At 67.4% G+C, this 18,057-nt stretch carries 21 protein-coding genes and 1 pseudogene; 12 read left to right on the top strand and 10 right to left on the bottom strand.

Annotated elements, in window-relative coordinates; translation table 11 throughout:
* Positions 1 to 169 precede the first annotated feature (169 nt).
* From ACT9F5_RS13865 to ACT9F5_RS13855, 3 genes are all read left to right on the top strand, one after another.
* Positions 170 to 418, top strand: a complete 249-nt coding sequence (locus ACT9F5_RS13865) for a hypothetical protein (RefSeq protein ID WP_445120547.1) — start codon at positions 170 to 172, stop codon at positions 416 to 418.
* 25 nt (positions 419 to 443) lie between these two features.
* Positions 444 to 971 (top strand): demethoxyubiquinone hydroxylase family protein, encoded by a 528-nt coding sequence (locus tag ACT9F5_RS13860; RefSeq protein ID WP_445120546.1) that lies wholly within the window; start codon positions 444 to 446, stop codon positions 969 to 971.
* A gap of 144 nt (positions 972 to 1,115) precedes the next feature.
* Positions 1,116 to 1,988: a DNA ligase gene (locus tag ACT9F5_RS13855; RefSeq protein ID WP_445120545.1), complete on the top strand. Its 873-nt coding sequence runs from the start codon at positions 1,116 to 1,118 to the stop codon at positions 1,986 to 1,988.
* Positions 1,989 to 1,994: 6 nt separating this feature from the next.
* Here the strand turns inward: ACT9F5_RS13855 and ACT9F5_RS13850 are convergent, their stop codons facing one another.
* From ACT9F5_RS13850 to ACT9F5_RS13840, 3 genes and pseudogenes are all read right to left on the bottom strand, one after another.
* Positions 1,995 to 2,939 carry an aspartate carbamoyltransferase catalytic subunit gene (locus tag ACT9F5_RS13850; RefSeq protein WP_445120544.1) on the bottom strand — a complete coding sequence of 315 codons (945 nt, stop codon included), beginning with the start codon at positions 2,937 to 2,939 and terminating at the stop codon, positions 1,995 to 1,997.
* 100 nt (positions 2,940 to 3,039) lie between these two features.
* Positions 3,040 to 3,516: pseudogene (gene ruvX, locus ACT9F5_RS13845) on the bottom strand (Holliday junction resolvase RuvX); the annotation flags it as partial.
* A complete protein-coding gene (locus ACT9F5_RS13840; protein ID WP_445120543.1) occupies positions 3,513 to 4,079 on the bottom strand; it encodes a YqgE/AlgH family protein in 567 nt (188 codons plus the stop codon). The pseudogene ruvX and the gene ACT9F5_RS13840, both read right to left, overlap by 4 nt.
* Positions 4,080 to 4,210: 131 nt before the next feature.
* Here ACT9F5_RS13840 and ACT9F5_RS13835 point away from each other — a divergent pair, with 131 nt between their 5' ends.
* From ACT9F5_RS13835 to ACT9F5_RS13815, 5 genes are all read left to right on the top strand, one after another.
* Entirely contained in the window at positions 4,211 to 6,037 is a 1,827-nt protein-coding gene (locus tag ACT9F5_RS13835; protein WP_445120542.1) for an ATP-binding protein, read from the top strand.
* The gene (locus ACT9F5_RS13830; RefSeq protein WP_445120541.1) at positions 6,034 to 6,471 is read left to right on the top strand and encodes a response regulator; all 438 of its coding nucleotides are present in this window, start codon (positions 6,034 to 6,036) and stop codon (positions 6,469 to 6,471) included. The genes ACT9F5_RS13835 and ACT9F5_RS13830 overlap by 4 nt, the downstream gene beginning before the upstream one ends.
* 13 nt (positions 6,472 to 6,484) lie before the next feature.
* The gene (locus ACT9F5_RS13825) at positions 6,485 to 6,850 is read left to right on the top strand and encodes a response regulator (protein WP_445120540.1); all 366 of its coding nucleotides are present in this window, start codon (positions 6,485 to 6,487) and stop codon (positions 6,848 to 6,850) included.
* Positions 6,851 to 6,947: 97 nt separating this feature from the next.
* Positions 6,948 to 8,714: a dipeptidyl-peptidase 3 family protein gene (locus tag ACT9F5_RS13820; protein ID WP_445120539.1), complete on the top strand. Its 1,767-nt coding sequence runs from the start codon at positions 6,948 to 6,950 to the stop codon at positions 8,712 to 8,714.
* A 4-nt stretch (positions 8,715 to 8,718) separates the two neighbouring features.
* A complete protein-coding gene (locus tag ACT9F5_RS13815) occupies positions 8,719 to 9,291 on the top strand; it encodes a DNA-3-methyladenine glycosylase I (protein WP_445120538.1) in 573 nt (190 codons plus the stop codon).
* 108 nt (positions 9,292 to 9,399) lie between these two features.
* Here ACT9F5_RS13815 and ACT9F5_RS13810 read toward each other — a convergent pair whose 3' ends face one another.
* Positions 9,400 to 10,557, bottom strand: coding sequence for a PilT/PilU family type 4a pilus ATPase (locus tag ACT9F5_RS13810; RefSeq protein WP_445120537.1), 1,158 nt, complete (start codon positions 10,555 to 10,557; stop codon positions 9,400 to 9,402).
* 52 nt (positions 10,558 to 10,609) lie between these two features.
* Positions 10,610 to 11,647, bottom strand: a complete 1,038-nt coding sequence (locus tag ACT9F5_RS13805; protein ID WP_445120536.1) for a PilT/PilU family type 4a pilus ATPase — start codon at positions 11,645 to 11,647, stop codon at positions 10,610 to 10,612.
* 114 nt (positions 11,648 to 11,761) lie between these two features.
* Between ACT9F5_RS13805 and ACT9F5_RS13800 the strand changes: the two genes are divergently transcribed.
* The 3 genes from ACT9F5_RS13800 to ACT9F5_RS13790 are packed head-to-tail and all read left to right on the top strand — an operon-like array spanning position 11,762 to position 13,911.
* Positions 11,762 to 12,478 (top strand): YggS family pyridoxal phosphate-dependent enzyme, encoded by a 717-nt coding sequence (locus tag ACT9F5_RS13800; protein ID WP_445120535.1) that lies wholly within the window; start codon positions 11,762 to 11,764, stop codon positions 12,476 to 12,478.
* Positions 12,479 to 12,537: 59 nt separating this feature from the next.
* Positions 12,538 to 13,383 carry a pyrroline-5-carboxylate reductase gene (gene proC / locus ACT9F5_RS13795; RefSeq protein WP_445120534.1) on the top strand — a complete coding sequence of 282 codons (846 nt, stop codon included), beginning with the start codon at positions 12,538 to 12,540 and terminating at the stop codon, positions 13,381 to 13,383.
* A 42-nt stretch (positions 13,384 to 13,425) separates the two neighbouring features.
* Positions 13,426 to 13,911, top strand: a complete 486-nt coding sequence (locus ACT9F5_RS13790; RefSeq protein ID WP_445120533.1) for a DUF4426 domain-containing protein — start codon at positions 13,426 to 13,428, stop codon at positions 13,909 to 13,911.
* Positions 13,912 to 14,061: 150 nt separating this feature from the next.
* Here ACT9F5_RS13790 and ACT9F5_RS13785 read toward each other — a convergent pair whose 3' ends face one another.
* The 4 genes from ACT9F5_RS13785 to pdxH form a co-directional block, all read right to left on the bottom strand.
* Positions 14,062 to 15,078: a PA2778 family cysteine peptidase gene (locus tag ACT9F5_RS13785; RefSeq protein WP_445120532.1), complete on the bottom strand. Its 1,017-nt coding sequence runs from the start codon at positions 15,076 to 15,078 to the stop codon at positions 14,062 to 14,064.
* Entirely contained in the window at positions 15,078 to 15,452 is a 375-nt protein-coding gene (locus ACT9F5_RS13780; RefSeq protein ID WP_445120531.1) for a PA2779 family protein, read from the bottom strand. The genes ACT9F5_RS13785 and ACT9F5_RS13780 overlap by 1 nt, the downstream gene beginning before the upstream one ends.
* A 79-nt stretch (positions 15,453 to 15,531) precedes the next feature.
* Positions 15,532 to 16,335, bottom strand: a complete 804-nt coding sequence (locus ACT9F5_RS13775; RefSeq protein WP_445120530.1) for an ABC transporter substrate-binding protein — start codon at positions 16,333 to 16,335, stop codon at positions 15,532 to 15,534.
* Entirely contained in the window at positions 16,332 to 16,934 is a 603-nt protein-coding gene (gene pdxH, locus ACT9F5_RS13770; RefSeq protein ID WP_445120529.1) for a pyridoxamine 5'-phosphate oxidase, read from the bottom strand. Before pdxH ends, ACT9F5_RS13775 begins: the two co-directional genes overlap by 4 nt.
* Before the next feature lie 17 nt (positions 16,935 to 16,951).
* Between pdxH and ACT9F5_RS13765 the strand changes: the two genes are divergently transcribed.
* A complete protein-coding gene (locus ACT9F5_RS13765; protein WP_445120528.1) occupies positions 16,952 to 17,782 on the top strand; it encodes a kinase in 831 nt (276 codons plus the stop codon).
* A gap of 3 nt (positions 17,783 to 17,785) precedes the next feature.
* Here ACT9F5_RS13765 and ACT9F5_RS13760 read toward each other — a convergent pair whose 3' ends face one another.
* Entirely contained in the window at positions 17,786 to 17,989 is a 204-nt protein-coding gene (locus ACT9F5_RS13760) for a dodecin domain-containing protein (protein ID WP_445120527.1), read from the bottom strand.
* Positions 17,990 to 18,057 lie beyond the last annotated feature (68 nt).

Below are 18,057 nucleotides of genomic sequence, written 5' to 3'. Positions count from 1 at the left end.
TTCTTTGGGCGCGGGTTGTCGCACTTAGTTTGGCAATTCCCGATGGCTAACAATTCGTTCAAGCCGAACTTGCTTCGTTACACCAGCAACATGACAGGTGAAGCTTGCCATGTTATTGGCTCCACCACGCGGCTCGGTTAACCCGGGCACCAGGTCTCAGGAAGCAGGTATGTCGCAGTCGCTGATTCTTCCATGGCAGCAGTGCAAGAGACGTGGCGTACATCTGCATGATGTCCCCGCATGGATCATGTACGGCGCCATCATCTGCGCCTGCACGGTCCTGCTCTCCGTGGTGCTTGACCACTACGATCGACGCAACAATGAGAAGCACTACCGCATGTTTGCATCAATAGGGGAGTTCCTCGGTTGGCCCTTCTTCGCTGTTTCTCTACTCTGGGGCATCGTCAATGGGGCCTGACAATTCGTTCAAGCGTTAGGCACCGATGACACAGCACTCCGCTGATCTCGGCGACCGCATTATCAAGGTCAATCATGCCGGCGAGCATGGCGCCATCTGCATCTACACGGGCCAGATCACCATGGCCCGGCTCACCGCGCGGAAAATGGTCCATGAACTCACGAAATTCCGTAGGCACGAGCAGCGGCACCGGGCTATCTTTGGCGGGGAGTTGCAGCGTCGTGGGCAACGTCGTTGTCGCAGCTATTGGTTCTGTGGCATTGGCGGGTTCGCACTTGGAGCGATCACCGGCGTACTTGGGGCAAATGCCATTGCAGCCACTACGATGGCCGTGGAGGGCGTAGTGCTTCGGCATCTTGAGCATCAGCTCGCCATCCTGGGCAGTAGCGATCCAGCAGCGGTTGCCGCCATCTCGGCCATAGTCGCCGAGGAGCGGCAACACCACGATGACTCCGCCAGCCATCTCGATGCTGCCGCATTCTGGCCAAAGATTCTCACGCCCATTGTGTCTGGCTCCACAGAGGCGGTGATATGGCTGGGCATGCGGCTGTGAGGCCGGACAATTCGTTCAATAGGTGCATGTGAAACATCCGCTCACCATTGGGGCTCTCGGGCCCGTGGCATCATGGGAACGGGTGTCGGCTGGCGCCTGACGATTTTTCGTTCGACAAGAACCATCCAACTCAAGGAAGAGTCCATGTATGCGTGTGTCGCCCGCCTGTGGTTGCCGTGCCTGTTGTTGCTGTCCTGCCCCTCGCTGTCGCCGGCGCGGGAGGCGGGGCCGCCACCGCTCATGCTGGCCACGAGCTATGAAGCTGGCATCGATGTCTCCGAATACTGGGTCAGCGAGAAGCTCGACGGGGTGCGCGGCCGCTGGGATGGGCACGAGTTGTGGACGCGCGGCGGACACCGGGTCGATCCGCCCACCTGGTTCACCTCGGGTTGGCCGGCGGTCCCCATGGACGGCGAACTTTGGATCGGGCGCGGGCGGTTCGAAGAGGTCAGTGGCCTGGTCCGCGCGATCGATCCCGACGACGACGCCTGGCAACGGGTCCACTTCATGGTGTTCGACCTGCCCGGCAGCCCCGCGCGCTTCGAGAGCCGCGTGATGCGCATCCGTGCGATGCTCGACGAAACCGCGATCGAGTGGCTACAGCCGGTCCGCCAGTTCCGGGTGGAGGATGCGGCGCAGCTGGATGCCCGGCTGGACCGGGTCGTCGCGGCCGGTGGCGAGGGGTTGATGCTCCACCACCGGGACGCGATCTACACGGTGGGCCGCAACAGCCACCTGCTCAAGTACAAGCCTTACCAGGACGCCGAGGCGACCGTGGTCGGGCACACCGCCGGGCGCGGCAAGTATGAAGGCATGCTCGGGGCATTGATCGTCGAACGGGCCGACGGACTGCGGTTCCGCCTGGGCAGTGGATTCACCGATACGCAGCGCGCGGATCCGCCGCCGGTGGGCGCCCTGGTCACCTATCGGTACAACGGACTGACAGCCAACGACGTGCCCCGGTTCGCGCGGTTCCTGCACATCCGCCACGAGGCGCCACCGCCCGACCCGGAGTGATCGGCGTTACGCCTGGCGCCCTGCCAGCAGGCTTTCCAGCACCGCCATGCGCACGGCGACGCCGTTGTGGACCTGCGCCAGCACCCGCGATTGCGGGCCGTCGGCGACCTCGTCGGTGATCTCGATGCCGCGGTTGATCGGACCGGGGTGCATCACCACCGCATCGGGTGCCGCACGGCGCAGGCGCTGCGCGGTCAGGCCGTAATCACGGTGGTAGTCGTCGATCGAGTCGATCAGGCCCTCGTCCATGCGCTCGCGCTGCAGGCGCAGCATCATCACCGCATCGACGCCTTCCAGCGCGGCATCGAGGTCGTGGCTGACGACGCAACCTTCGAGGGCGGCTTCATCGGGCAGCAACGCTCGTGGGCCGCAGACGCGGACCTCGCCAGCCCCGAGCGCCTGCAACGCGTGCAGGTCGGAGCGGGCGACGCGCGAATGCCGGACATCGCCGACGATCAGCACCTTGAGGCGGCTGAAGTCATCGCCCTTGGCCTGGCGCAGGGTCAGCATGTCGAGCAGGCCCTGGGTCGGGTGGGCGCTGCGGCCGTCCCCGGCATTGACCAGCGCGGTACCCGGGGCGGCGGCCTCGGCCAGCGCCGCGACGGCACCGTCGTCATGGTGCCGGATGACGAATCCGCGCACGCCCATCGCCTCGATCGTCCTGAGCGTGTCGCGCGCGGTCTCACCCTTGCGGGTAGACGAGGTGGACACGTCGAAGTTGAGCACGTCGGCGCCAAGCCGCTGGGCGGCCAGCTGGAAACTCAGGCGGGTCCGCGTGGACGGTTCGAAGAACAACGTGCAGATCGCGGTGCCGGCCAGCGCCTGCCGGTCGTCGCGACCATCGACGTAATGCTGCGCACGGTCGAGCAAGCCCAGCAGTTGCGGGCGCGGCAGGCCTTCGAGGGTCAGCAGGTGCCGCAGTGCGGGTCGGGTGTCGGGCTGGTCAGTCATGCGGGTCGGGGTTGCACAATCAGTCGGTTCGGCCCGGCGCGCCGGGGGTTGGCGTGCGGCCTGGACCAGGGGTTTCGATGGAGGCCCGGTTGATATCGACCGCATCGTCGGGAGCGGCGAGCCAGCGCTCGATGATCACCGCAGCGGCGACCGCATCCAGCGTCTCGGCATCACGTTTGCGCTTGCGGCCCTGGGCACGCTCGCTGGCAAAGCGCCGCGCGGCCTCCATCGAGCTGGAACGCTCATCGACCAACACCACCGGCAACCGGTAGCGGGCATGGAGTTCGCGGCCAAAGGCGTGGGCACGTTCCCGCGCCGGCTGGTTGCCGCCGTCGAGGGTCAGCGGATCGCCGACGACCAGACCGTCGGGCAGCCATTCCTTGCGCAGGCGGTCCAACGCGGTCCAGTCCGGGCCGTGGCCATGCACGTCGACGACCGCCAATGCGCGCGCACCATGGCCGAAAGCACTGCCGACCGCGACCCCGATCCGGCGCGAGCCGACGTCGAAACCCAGCACGGTGCCATCGCGACGGATCGTTGGTGCGACGTTGCCGGGACCGGGCGTGGCGTCCTTCATGCGTGGCCCGCGTAGTCCGCCAGGTGCGCGAAATCGACCCCGATGCGGCCGGCGGCGGCCTGCCAACGCTCGTCCAGTGGCAGATCGAACAGCAACTCGGCATCGGCCGGCGCGGTCAGCCAGTCGTTCTCGGCCAGCTCCTGCTCAAGCTGCCCGGAAGTCCATCCCGCACAACCCAGCGCGACCACCATGTTGGCCGGGCCTTCGCCGCGTGCCATTGCTTCGAGGATCTCGCGCGAGGTGGTAAGGAACAGCGAGTCGGTGATCGCCATGGTCGAATCCCACTGCGGGCCGCCGTCGTGCAGCACGAAACCCCGCTCCGGATGCACCGGTCCACCAGCAAGTACGACCTGCGCTCGCATCGACTCGCTGCCACCGTCCACGCCCATTTGTCCCAGCACTTCGCCAAGCGTGTATTCGGAAGGGCGGTTGACCACGATGCCCATGGCGCCATCGGCGTCGTGTTGGCAGATGAGCGCGACGCTGCGCGAAAAATTGGTTTCCGCCAGAGACGGCAAAGCGATCAGCAGCTGGTTGGCCAGGGGCGTGGGGGACGTGCTCATGGCCGCATTCTAGCCCGCGCGAACGCCCCATTCCCGCCCGTATTGCCTTGTCCCCCCGCCACGGCGATCATTCCCGATGGCATCGGGCCGGAACAGCCGGCACCGATGCGTCCTACAGGGGAAAAGACCGCATGCAGGAAGGCGCGCAGGAAGCCATCAGTGACAAATGGGCGCGTTGGCGCTTACCGACGTTCGCCATTGCGATCCTGGTGATCGTGGTGCTGCCGTTCGTCTTCCTGTACTCGGTGGTCCAGGACAGCCAGGACGCAACCCGGCGCGTCGACCATACCCGCCAGGTGGAATCGACGATCCACTCCCTGTCCTCCGCCATCCGCAACAGCGAAGCCGCCACGTTGGCGCTCGCATCCGGAATCGATACGCCGCTGGTGCGGGAGCGGCTGGCCACCGGTACGGCGCAGATTCCGGTCGCGTTCGAGCAGCTGACCAGCTTGACCGTCGACAATCCATCGCAGCAATTACGCATCGGCGAGCTCAAGGCCGTGCTCGACCAGCGCCGCCAGCTGGTCGGCGCTATCGCAACCAGCACCGGGCTGGCCGAGCGACGCTCGGATGCCGAGGAAATCGTCACCCGCTACCCGGTCCAGACGATCGCCGAGGACATCGTTGCGGAGGAACGACACCTGCTGGCCGGGCGAGTGGCCAGCGCCGAGCGCCTGCGCAGGCAGGGTGATGTCCTGCTGTGGGTGATGATGGCGGCGCAGTTGCTGCTGCTGGGCACACTTATCTACCTGTCTGAAAGCCAGGCCCGGCGGCGGATCCATATCGAACAGCAGGCCCGGCGCACCAGTGCCCGTTCGCAAGCGATCCTGCAAAGCGTGCGCGAGCCGATCGTGGTGATCGACGACGAGCAGTTGATCGTCATGCACAACGCCGCATTCGCGGACCTGTACGTCGACCCGGATAACGACACCGCGATCATCGGCCAACCGCTGGCCGACATCGGCGAAGGCGCCTGGCACGACCCGGTGATGCTGCAACGCCTCGCCGATGTGTTCGCGCGCGATCGCGAACTGTGGGATTACGAGCAACGCCAGCGCACGCGCGACGACACCGAACGGGTCATGCTGGTCAATGCCCGCAGGATGCAGCTGCCCGGCAGCGAGGACCGCGTGGTCCTGCTCACCGTCAGCGACATCAGTGCGCACAAGGCGACCGAGAACCACGTGCGCGAGCTCAACCGCCAGCTCGAAGGCAAGGTCGCGCAGGTCTCGGAGGTGAACCGCGAGCTGGAGGCATTCAGCTATTCGGTCTCGCACGACCTGCGCGCGCCGCTGCGCCACATCGCCGGCTTCTCGGACAAGCTTGGGCGCCATCTTGGCGAGGCCGCCGACGACAAGAGCCGGCATTACATCGAGGTGATCGGCAGCTCGGCCAAGCGCATGGCCACGCTGATCGACGACCTGCTGGTCTATTCGCGGCTCGGTCGCAGTGCGATGCGCCTGCAGGCGGTCGACATGCAGTCGATGGCGGTCGAAACCCGCGCCCTGCTCGACGCCAACGTCACCACCGACACCCCGGACCGGCGGATCGAATGGCGCATCGCGCCGCTGCCGATCGTGATCGGTGACGAGAACATGCTGCGCCAGGTCTGGCTCAACCTGCTTGGCAACGCGGTCAAGTACAGCGCCAGGCGCACGCCGGCGATCATCGAGGTCAGCCACGAGCGCACGGACGATGGCGGCCACCATTTCAGCGTGCGCGACAATGGCGCCGGCTTCGACATGCAGTACGCGTCCAAACTGTTCGGGGTGTTCCAGCGCATGCACAAAGCGTCCGAATATCCCGGCACCGGCATCGGGCTGGCCAGCGTGCGCCGCGTGCTGGTCCGCCACGGCGGCCGCGTCTGGGCCGAGGCCGAGCCGGAAGCCGGCGCCACCTTCCATTTCACCCTGCCTGCCACCCTCGACAACAGTTCCATCCAGGAAACCACCGCATGAGCATGATCCGCACCATTCTTCTCGCCGAAGACAGCCCCGCCGATGCCGAAATGGCGATCGACGCGCTCCGTGACGCCCACCTCGCCAACCAGGTCGTCCACGTCGAGGACGGCGTCGAGGCGATGGATTACCTGCTGCGTCGCGGACGCTGGGCCGACCGCAAGGACGAAGACCCGGCGGTGCTCCTGCTCGATATCAAGATGCCGCGCATGGATGGGCTGGAAGTGCTGCGCACCATGCGCGAGAACGAGTCGCTGCGGCGCATCCCGGTGGTGATGCTGACCTCCTCCGCCGAAGAGAGCGACCTGGCCCGCAGTTGGGACCTGGGCGTCAACGCCTACGTGGTGAAGCCGGTCGACATCGACCAGTTCTTCGCGGCGGTCAAGACGCTGGGCCAGTTCTGGGCCGTGTACAACGAAGTCCCGGCCGAGTAACCCGCGCCCCGCGATGCTCCGGATATTGCTCATCGAGGATTGTGCCGACGACGCCGAGTTGCTTGCGCTGGAACTCGACGAAGCCGGCCTGGCCGCCACCTGGACCCGGGTGGCGGGCGAGGCGGAACTGCTGTCGGCGGTGGACGAGCCGGCCCACGACCTCGTGGTGTCGGACCTGGGCCTGCCGGGCTTCAGTGGCCTGCGCGCGTTGCAACTGGTGCGCGCGGCGCAACCGGACGTGCCATTCATCTTCCTCTCGGGCGACCCCGGCGAGGACGCCATGACCACGGCCCTGCAAGCCGGGGCCAACGAGTACGTGCACAAGCAGGAACTGGCGCGGATGCCGGCCGTCATCCGCAGCGTGGTGCCGGACGCCTGATTCGCGTCCGATGGGGCCGTTGTCGGCCGGCGGGCGACGCCGGACGACGTGGAGCGATACGATGCGGACTGGCCTGTCCGCTCGATCGAGGTTCCACATGTCACCGTCGCGCCACTCCCGCCCGTACCGACTCCGCGGCCTCGCCGCGGCCTGCCTCGCCTGCCTGGCGCTGGCCGCCTGCCAACCTGAAGCCCCCGACGCGGGCACGACCGCCGACCCGGTCGCGACCGGCGCCGCCGAAACCCCCGAACCGACCTACGCCGAGGCCCACACCGGCGACTACGCGACGGTGCAGCTGACCGCCGACCTGTCCGCGTTCGACCAACGCGGCAAGAACATGATCGCCCGGCTGGTGCAGGCGGCGCAGGTGATGGACGACCTGTGGTGGCGGCAATCCTGGGACGGCGAACGCGACGCCCTGCTCGCCCGCGCGTCGGACGAGGCGACCCGCGAGCTGCTGCGCATCAACTTCGGCCCGTGGGACCGCCTCAACGCCGACACGCCGATCATCGAGGGCGTGCCCGCGCGTCCGCCCGGCGGCACGTTCTATCCGGTCGACATGAGCAAGGCCGCGTTCGCCGCCGCCGAGCTACCCGACAAGACATCCAACTACACGCTGCTGCAGCGCAAGGATGGCGAGCTGGTCACCGTGCCCTACCACGAGGCCTACAAAGCCGACCTCGAGCGCGCCGCCGCACTGCTGCGCGAAGCCGCCACGTTCAGCGACGACAAGAGCTTCGCCAACTACCTGACGATGCGCGCCGACGCCCTGCTCGACGACGACTTCCGTCCCAGCGACATGGCGTGGATGGAGATGAAGACCAACCCGGTCGATATCGTAATCGGCCCGATCGAGACCTATGACGACCAGTTGTTCGGCTACAAGGCGTCGTACGAGGGACTGGTGCTGGTCAAGGACCAGGCATGGAGCGACCGGCTGGCGCGCTTCGCCGCATTCCTGCCCGAACTGCAGAAGGGCCTGCCGGTGGATGCCGAATACAAGGCTGAAACGCCGGGCTCGGATGCCGACCTCGGCGCCTACGAGGCGATCTACTACGGCGGCAACGCCAACGTCGGCGCCAAGACCATCGCCATCAACCTGCCCAACGACGAATCGGTGCAACTGTCCAAGGGCACGCGTCGATTGCAGCTCGAGAACGTCATGCAGGCCAAGTTCGACAAGATCCTGGTGCCGATCGCGGACGTGCTGATCGCCGAGGACCAGATGGAGCACGTCACCTTCGACGCGTTCTTCGGCAACACCATGTTCCACGAGGTCGCGCACGGGCTGGGCATCAAGAACACGCTCGATGGCGAAGGTACGGTCAGTGATGCGCTGAAGGAGTACGCGTCGAGCTTCGAGGAAGGCAAGGCCGACATCCTCGGGCTGTACATGGTCGACGCACTCGGTCGGCAGGGCGAACTCGATGGCGGCGAAGCGGACGAGCCGGATGTGCAGGCCGGTGTCGAAGACCGATTGATGGACAGCTACGTGACCTTCCTCGCCGGCATCCTGCGCTCGGTGCGTTTTGGCGCGGCCGACGCGCACGGCAAGGCCAACATGCTGCGCTTCAATTACTTCGCCGACGCCGGTGCGTTCAGTCGTGACGCGGAGTCCGGTCGCTACCGGGTCGACTTCGAGAAGATGCGCGAGGCGATGAACGGCCTCAGCGCGAAGCTGCTGACCGTGCAGGGCGACGGCGATTACGCCGAAGCCAAGCGGATGACCGACACGCTGGGCGTGGTGAAGCCGGAACTGGCGGCCGACCTCGCCCGCCTGGATGCGGCCGGGATCCCGGTGGACATCCGCTTCGAACAGGGGCTGGAGGTGCTGGGGCTGTCCGGATACGCGGCGAAGGACTGACCGCATGTCCGGCTACTGCGACTCCGCGCCCGGGCATCCGCTGCACGGGCCGTATCACGATGAGGAATACGGCTTCCTGCAGCGCGACGAACCGGTGCTGTTCGAGCGCCTGCTGCTGGAGATCAACCAGGCCGGCCTGAGCTGGGAGACGATGCTACGCAAGCGCGAAGGGTTCCGGCGCGCCTACGACGGCTTCGAAGTCGACAAGGTGGCCGCGTACGGTGAGACGGACCGCACGCGCCTGCTCGCCGATGCCGGGATCATCCGCAACCGGCTGAAGGTCGATGCGGCGATCCACAACGCCGGGGTGATCCGCGGCCTGCGCGATTCGCACGGGGGATTTGCCGCGTGGCTGGACGCGCATGTCATGGACGGCGACACCCGGCGCGACAAGGCCGGCTGGGTGAAGCTGTTCAAGCGCACGTTCCGTTTCACCGGCGGCGAGATAACCGGCGAGTTCCTGATGAGCCTGGGCTACCTGCCGGGCGCGCACCGGGAGGACTGCCCGGTGTTCGAACGCACGGTGGCGGCCGGGGCGCCCTGGTCATTGCCTGCCCGGGTCCCCGCGCCTTTGTAGGAGCGGCTTCAGCCGCGATCGGGACCAGGCAAGGCCACGCGATTCCAGATCGCGGCTGAAGCCGCTCCTACAACAGCGGGGAGATCCGTTTGCAGGAGCCGGGCGCGGTCAGCGGATCTCGGCGACCTCGATCCCGTCCATGCCCTGCGACAGGGTCTTGGCGTCGCCGCCCTGGGCCAGCTTGATGCGCAGCCGCACCTCGTTCTGCGAGTCGGCGTAACGCAGCGCGTCCTCGTAGCTGATCTCGCCGGCCTGGTACAGCTCGAACAGGGCCTGGTCGAAGGTCTTCATGCCGAGTTGCACCGACTCCTTCATCACTTCCTTGAGCTTGTGGATCTCGCCGTCGCGGATGTAATCCTGCACCAGTGGCGTGCCGAGCAGGATCTCCATCGCGACCCGACGGCTCTTGCCGTCCGGGGTCGGGATCAGCTGCTGCGCGACCACGCCCTTGAGGTTCAGCGACAGGTCCATCAGCAACTGGCCGCGGCGGTCTTCGGGGAAGAAGTTGATGATGCGGTCCATCGCCTGGTTGGCGTTGTTGGCGTGCAAGGTGCACAGCACCAGGTGGCCGGTCTCGGCGAAGGCGATCGCGTGGTCCATGCCCTCGCGGGTGCGGACCTCGCCGATCATGATCACGTCGGGGGCCTGGCGCAGGGTGTTCTTGAGCGCGTTCTCCCAGCTGTCGGTGTCGATGCCGACCTCGCGCTGGGTGATGATGCAGCCCTCGTGCTTGTGCACGAACTCGATCGGGTCCTCGATGGTGATGATGTGGCCGGTCGAGTTCTGGTTGCGGTAGCCGATCATCGCCGCCAGCGAGGTGGATTTACCGGTGCCGGTGGCGCCGACGAAGATGATGATGCCGCGCTTGGTCATCGCCAGCGTCTTGATCACCGCCGGCAGGTTCAACTCCTCGATGGTCGGGATCTTGGTCTCGATCCGGCGCAGCACCATGCCGACCTGGTTGCGCTGGTAGAAGCACGACACGCGGAAGCGGCCGACACCGGAGACGCCGATCGCGAAGTTGGCCTCGTGGGTCTTCTCGAACTCCTCGCGCTGCATCGGGTTCATCACGTTGAGCACGAGGTCGCGGCTCTGCTGCGGCGTCAACGGGTTCTGCGTGATCGGCGACAGCTTGCCGTTGACCTTGATCGACGGCGGCATGCCGGCGGTGATGAACAGGTCGGAGGCCTTCTGGTGCGCCATCAGCTTCAGGAACGAGGTGAAGTCGATGCTGCCGGCGGCGGTCGTGCTGCTGGTGGTGCTCATTGCGGTATTCCCCTTGCCGCCGGACCCGATGCCCGCCGGCTGATTTGCATGGTCAGTCGAACAGGCGCTTGTCCTTGGCGTACTCGCGGGCCTGCGGACGCAGGATCAGGCCGCGCTTGACCAGGTCCTGCAGGTGCTGGTCCAGCGTCATCATGCCGGCCTGCTGGCCGGTCTGGATCGACGAGTACATCTGCGCGACCTTGTCCTCGCGGATCAGGTTGCGGATGGCCGGGGTGCCGACCATGATTTCCCATGCCGCGGTGCGCCCGCCGCCGACCTTCTTCAGCAGCGCCTGCGAGATCACCGCACGCAGCGATTCCGACAGCATCGAGCGCACCATCGGCTTCTCGCCGGCGGGGAACACGTCGATGATGCGGTCAACCGTCTTGGCCGCCGACGAGGTGTGCAGGGTGCCGAACACGAGGTGGCCGGTTTCCGCGGCGGTCAGCGCCAGGCGGATGGTCTCCAGGTCGCGCAACTCGCCGACCAGGATGTAGTCGGGATCCTCACGCAACGCCGAGCGCAGCGCCTCGTTGAAGCCATGGGTGTCGCGGTGGACCTCGCGCTGGTTGATCAGGCACTTCTGCGAGGTGTGCACGAATTCGATCGGATCCTCGACCGAGAGGATGTGCGCGTACTCGTTCTTGTTGATGTGGTCGATCATCGCCGCCAGCGTGGTCGACTTGCCCGAGCCGGTCGGCCCGGTGACCAGGATCAGTCCCTGCGGCTGGTCGATCAGCTCCTTGAAGATCCGCGGCGTGCCGAGGTCCTCGAGCGTCAGCACGTCGGAAGGAATCGTGCGGAACACCGCGCCGGCGCCACGGTTCTGGTTGAACGCGTTGACGCGGAAGCGGGCCAGCCCGGGAATCTCGAACGAGAAGTCGACCTCGAGGAATTCCTCGAAGTCGCGCCGCTGCTTGTCCGACATGATGTCGTAGACCAGTGCGTGCACCGCCTTGTGATCCAGCGCCGGGATGTTGATCCGGCGGACGTCGCCGTCGACCCGGATCATCGGCGGCATGCCGGCCGACAGGTGCAGGTCGGATGCCTTGTTCTTGACCGAAAACGCCAACAGTTCGGCGATATCCATGCGTGCTCCCCTGCACAACGGATGACTTGTGACTGGCGAGCCAGTCCCCCTTCGCGGCAGTATAGCCCCGGACCCGCGCCGTCAATCCAGCCCTGCATCACAGGATCAAACGACGTGAAGACACATCCCCTGGACGACATCTCCCGATTGTTGGACAACGCTGCGAGCGCCGCGGGCCGGCCGCCGCCGCGCCTGCTGGCGGTCAGCAAGACCCAGCCGGCGGGCGCCGTGGCTGGACTGGTGGTGCTGGGCCAGCGCGCGTTCGGCGAGAACTACGTGCAGGAGGCGGCGGCCAAGATCGCGGAACTGGAGCAAGCTGAACCGGGGATGCCGTCGCTGGAATGGCACCTGATCGGCCACCTGCAATCCAACAAGGCGCGTGAGGCGACGGCGCTGTTCGACTGGGTGCAGACCGTCGACCGGGCCAAGCTGGTCGCCGCCCTGGCCCGCCACCGCGACCCCGAGCGCGGACCGCTGAACGTGCTGGTCCAGGTCAACATCGACGACGAGGCCAGCAAGCACGGCTGCCGGCCGGACGAGGTCGAAGGACTGGCGGCGGCGATCGCGGGCGAACCGTTGCTGCGGTTGCGCGGGTTGATGGTGATCCCGACCCCGCATGACGACCCGGAGCTGGGGCGTCCGGCGTTCCGTCGCAGTCGTGCGCTGTTCGACGCGCTGCGCGAGCGCTATCCGCAGGTCGACACCCTGTCGATGGGGATGAGCAGCGATGCGGCGATCGCGATTGCCGAAGGCGCGACGATGGTGCGGATCGGCACCGCCCTGTTCGGGGCGCGCAACCTGTCCTCCAAGGGGACTTCCTCCGGGGCGTAGGAGCGGCGCCGGCCGCGCCCTCTTACACTGGGCGCTGATTCGTTGCAGAGGTCACGTCCATGAGCAATCCATCCAGGCAGTCCGATACGCCCGTCGTCGCCTTCATCGGCGGCGGCAACATGGCGCGCAGCCTGATCGGCGGGATGATCGCGCGTGGAGCGGACCCGGCGCGGGTGCGCGTGGCCGAACCGGTCGAGGCACTGCGCGATGCGTTGAAGACCGACTTCGACGTGCCCTGCTTCGCCAGCGCCAGTGAGGCCGTCGAGGGCGCATCGGTCTGGCTGCTCGCGGTCAAGCCGCAGGTCATGCGCACGGTTTGCGGCGAGTTGACGGCGGTCGCGCAGGGCACCCAACCGGTCGCGATCTCGGTCGCCGCCGGCATCACGTCCACGCAGCTTTCGGGCTGGCTGGGTGGCGACATCGCGGTGGTGCGCGCGATGCCGAACACCCCGGCGCTGCTCGGCGCCGGCATCACCGGGCTGTTCGCCAACGACCGTACCGACGCGACCCAGCGCAAGCAGGCGGCGGACCTGCTCGACGCGGTCGGCCCGACCGTGTGGATCGACGACGAAGTGCAGATGGACGCAGTCACCGCAGTGTCCGGCAGCGGCCCGGCCTACGTATTCCTGCTGGCCGAGGCGATGCAGGACGCCGGCGTGAAACAGGGCCTGCCCGCCGACACCGCGCGCCAACTGGCCAGCCAGACCCTGCTCGGCGCCGCGAAGATGCTGACCGAACTGGACGAGCCAGCCGACGTGCTGCGCAAAAAGGTCACCTCGCCCGGCGGCACCACCCAGGCCGCGATCGAGACCTTCGAGTCCGGCGGCCTGCGCGAGCTGGTCGACCGCGCGGTCACCGCCGCGACCGAGCGCGGTCGCGAACTGTCCGCGGCGAACGACGACTGAGCCCGACCGAGCCGCTTTCAACCATTGCCCCGGAGTTCCACCATGCGCACCCTCCTCGCCCCGATCCTCGGCGCCCTGCTGCTGGGCCCGGCCCTGCTCGCCGGCTGTGACAGCCAACCCGCCCCGCGTGTCGCCAGCCAGGTCGCGGCGCCGCAGGAAGCGATGCTGGAAGCCGGCGACACCACCATCCGCGCCACCGTGGTGCAGACCTCGGCGCTCAACGACACGGTCGCGCGCCAGTACGGCATCGAGCGTGGCGACGACATCGTGATGCTGCTGGTCGGCCTGCGCGAGGGACCGCCGGCCGAGGAGGTCTCGGTACCGGCGACCGTCACCGCGACCGTGACCGACCTGCGCGGTCGCAAGCAGTCGGTCGAGATGCGCGAGTTGTCCAGCGGCGAGCTGGTCGATTACGTCGGGACGCTGCAGGTGTCGCTGCCGGATACGCTGGCGTTCGAGGTCTCGATCGCGCGACCGGGCAAGCCGGATTCGACGATGCGCTTCAGCCGGGAGTTCTTCCCGCAGTAGGGGCTTCGTTGCAAGCGAATTTTCCCGTGGTGTTTGGAGCCGGCGTCGTTGTAGAGCGACGTAAGTCGCGGTTTCACTGATGTCCGGGATCGCCGTGCATTCGCGACTTACGTCGCTCCTGCAAAAGGCGGTTTATGACGGCGGGTGAAGCTATGGCCTGCGGGTGAACTTCTTGCAGGCCGCACCTGGTTTGGCCGTGCTCGACTCCACTTCGGCGGCAGTCCGGTCCAACTGTTCGCGCCAGCGACTGTCGTTGCCCGCGCTTGCCTGGGCGGCCTCCAGCGCGACCCGTGCTTCGTCCCTGCACCCCAGTTCGGTCAGGACGCTCGCGTAGTTGTTGCCCAGCACCGGGTCGTCCGCCGCCAGTGCCAGCCCGTCGCGGTAATGCGTCGCGGCCGCGACGCGTTCGCCGGTCCCATAGGCGTGGTTGCCCATCGCCAGGTGGGCGCGCGGATCACCGGGCCAGCGCTCCAGCGCGACCTCGTAGGCCGGGCCGGCCGCTTCGGCCCCTGCGACGGCCTCGAAATCGGCGACCGCGGCTAGGTACTTCGTTGCATCGGCGCGCACCGGCAACTCGCCCGGCCGCAATGCCAGCAGGCCCCAGCGGCCGGCCCAGTCCCAGGTGCGCAGGAACCTGGGCGCTTCCACTTCGAGCCCGCGCTCGGTACCGCTGTTGAGGATCACTTCGTTGGCCGCGGGGTCGGTCCCGACCAGCACCGCGTAGTGCCAGCGCGGCACGGTCCGCACCAGCAGGTTCTGCAGCACCAGCACCGGGCGGCCGGCGTGCAGCTCGGCCAGCAGCGCATCGGTATCGGGTTCGACCACGTACGGGATGCGGCCGGCGCGGCGGGTGGCCGCCACCAGTTCGACTTGCAGGCTGCCTTCTCGGCCGGGCAGGTAGACCTGCGGGACCAGCGCCTCCGGACTGGTCGACACGCCGCTGTCCACCAGCACCGTCGCCAGCGCGGCGGGGCCGCACTGGTACTCGTCCTGCGGGTAGAACGGCACGTCGGCAAGCAGCACCGGCTTGGCCGGGACGCCATCCGGACGCGCCAGCTGCCAGGCGGGATTGATCGTCGAGCAGGCCGGCAACAGCAGCGCGGCGGCGAGCACGAGGCCCGCCGCCGCACGTGATGCCGGGCCGCGCGCGGTGGCGGCCGCGGGCATCAGATCCGGTTGAAGATGTTGGTCACGCCGACCAGTTCGAGGATCAGCAGCACCACGAACACCACGCCGATCACGGCCAGTGCGCCGCCGCCGGCCGGCAGGCGGTCAAGCTCGCCCTGCATCCGCACGAGTTCGGCATCGCTGAGCGACGCGATGCGGGTATCGGCATCCGTCGGGTCGACGCCCAGTTGCTGCATCGCCTGGCGCACGTCGTCGCGCGCGAGCGATGCGCGGACGTCCGCCTCGGTGCTGGCGCGCATGTCGGCCGACAGCGCCTGCTGGGTGCTGATGACGCTGGCGGTCGCCGGGTTGACGATCATTGATGCGGCCAGCGTGCCTGCCAGCAGCGGGGTGGCTATGTACTTCCTGAACATCGGGGGACTCCTCGTGGTGGATCGGAGGAGGTATGCCACAGCCGGCGTGAAGGCGATCTTGCGCGCGTCACGAAACGGCTCAGCCGTGGCGCACGGCCCAGTCGCGGATGATCGCGGCGATCGCGCCGACCCCGTCGGTGAGCGCGGCCGGGCCGGGCTGCAGGATCATCGGTGACTTGATCTCGTGCAGTTCGCCGTCGCGCACCGCCGGGATCGCGCCCCACCCGTCCCGCGCCGCGACTTTTTCCGGGCGGAACTTCTTGCCGCACCACGAGCCGAGGATGATGTCGGGCGCACGGCGGACCACTTCCGTCGGATCTTCGAGGATGCGCTGCTTCGCCAGCGACTCGGCGGCGCGCTCGGGGAAAATGTCGTCGCCCCCGGCTATCCGCACCAGCTCGGCGACCCACTGGATGCCGCTGATCAGCGGCTCGTCCCATTCCTCGAAATAGACCTTCGGCCGCCGCGGCAGGCGCGCGGCCGCTTCGGCGATGCCATCGAGCCCGCGCTGCAGGTCGTCGGCGTAGGCGTTCGCCTTGTCGGCCGCGCCGACCAGCGCGCCGAGCCGGCGGATGTAGTCGACGATGCCATCGACGCTGCGGTGGTTGCTGATCCAGACCTCGACGCCGTGGCGGATCAGCTCGGCGGCGATCTCGGCCTGGATGTCTGAGAAGCCGACCACGAAATCCGGTCCGAGCTTGAGGATCTCGCCGATCTTCGCGCTGGTGAACGCACTGACCTTGGGCTTCTGCTTGCGCGCGATCGCCGGGCGCACGGTGAAGCCGCTGATGCCGACGATGCGGTCCTGCTCGCCGATCGCGTACAGGGTCTCGGTCGGCTCCTCGGTCAGGCAGACGATGCGCCGGGGGCCGGCCGTCGTCACGGGTAAAGCATCCGCTTGGACCATTCGCCGGCGAGGTCGCTCTCGTACAGCCAGCGTTCGTGCAGGCGGTACTGCGCGCCATACCAGAACTCGATCGTGCGCGGTTGCACCCGCAAACCGGTCCAGCGCGGCGGGCGCGGGATGTCGCGGCCTTCGAACTCCTGTTCGACCTGGGCCACGCGCTGGTCGAACTGCTCGCGCGACTCCAGCGTTTCCGACTGCTTCGACGCCCACGCACCGATCTGGCTGCCGCGCGCGCGGGTAGCGAAGTAGGCATCGGCCTCGTCGTCGTTGACGATTTCGACGGGGCCCTCGATCCGCACCTGCACGCCACCACGCACCCGCGGCCAATGGAACAGCAGCGCGGCGTTCGGGTTGGCCTGCAACTCGCAGCCCTTGCGGCCGTCGAGATGGGTGTAGAACACGAAGCCGCGCTGGTCATGCGCCTTGAGCAGCACGGTGCGCGCCGAAGGTCGCGCGTCGAGCCCGGCGGTGGCGACGGTCATCGCGGTCGGGTCGGGTTCGCCGGCCACGCGCGCCTGCTCGAACAGCTTGGCAAACGTGGCATGGGCTTCGGACAGCAGGTCGGGAGGGTCCATTGCGATATTCTGATCCGATGACATCGAGCCCACAGATTACCCCGCCCGGCACCGGTCCCCTGCCCGCCGGCTACGCCCCGGCGTTCGTGGCCGAGGTACTTGACGACGCCCTCGCCCACGACTGCCGGGTGTACTCGATCACTGGCCTGCAGGGCACCGGCAAGTCGACGATCGCCGCGCAACTGGTCGAGCTTGCACGCGAGCGCGGCTTGCATGCGGTGGCGCTGTCGATCGACGACTTCTACCTGGACCACGACGAGCGTGTCCGCCTGGGCCGCGAGGTGCATCCGCTGCTGGCCACCCGCGGCCCGCCGGGATCGCACGATGTCGCGCTGGCCTGCGAGGTGGTCGATGCGCTGCGCGGGGGCCGCGCAACCCGGTTGCCGCGCTTCGACAAGATTGCCGACCGCCGTCTGCCGCGCACCGGGTGGCCACTCGTCGACGGGGTGGACCTGGTGTTGTTCGAGGGCTGGTTCCAGAAGGTGCCCGCGCAATCGCCGGCGGTGCTGTCCGAGCCCGTCAATGAACTGGAGCGCGACGAGGACCCGCACGGCATCTGGCGCACGTATTGCAACGACTCACTGGGTAGCGATTACGACCCGCTATGGGCCCAGCTGGATCGGCTGCTGTTCCTGCAGGGCCCCGGGTTCGACCAGGTCCCGGAATGGCGCTGGCAGCAGGAATGCACCCTGCAGGCGGCCAATCCGGGACGCGCGGCGATGACCCGGCCGCAGGTCATGCGCTTCGTGCAGTTCTTCGAACGCGTCAGCCGCCACGCCTGGCAGGTGCTGCCGGGGATCGCCGACCGGACCCGGCGGCTGGATGCCAGCCGCCGCCCCGTCGACTGAGGGTCACTGGACCAGGAAACTCACCTTCATGTCGGCGCGCCACTCGGTGATGTTGCCGTCCTCATCAGTGACCACCTTGATCTCCTTGACCCAGGCGCCCTTGATGCCCTTGACCGACGTTGAGGCCTTTTTCAGGCCGGTCTGTACCGCGTCCTCCAGGCTCTTCTTAGACGAGGCATTGAGTTCGATGACTTTCGCTACCGACATGGCGATCTCCTGATGTTGAAAGCGGGCAACCACCGTAGGCCGGCAACTGTTAAGAAGTTGCAAGCAGC

The sequence above is a fragment of the Lysobacter sp. F6437 genome, from assembly GCF_052547215.1.
This window is presented reverse-complemented; position numbering and strand designations above follow the sequence as displayed.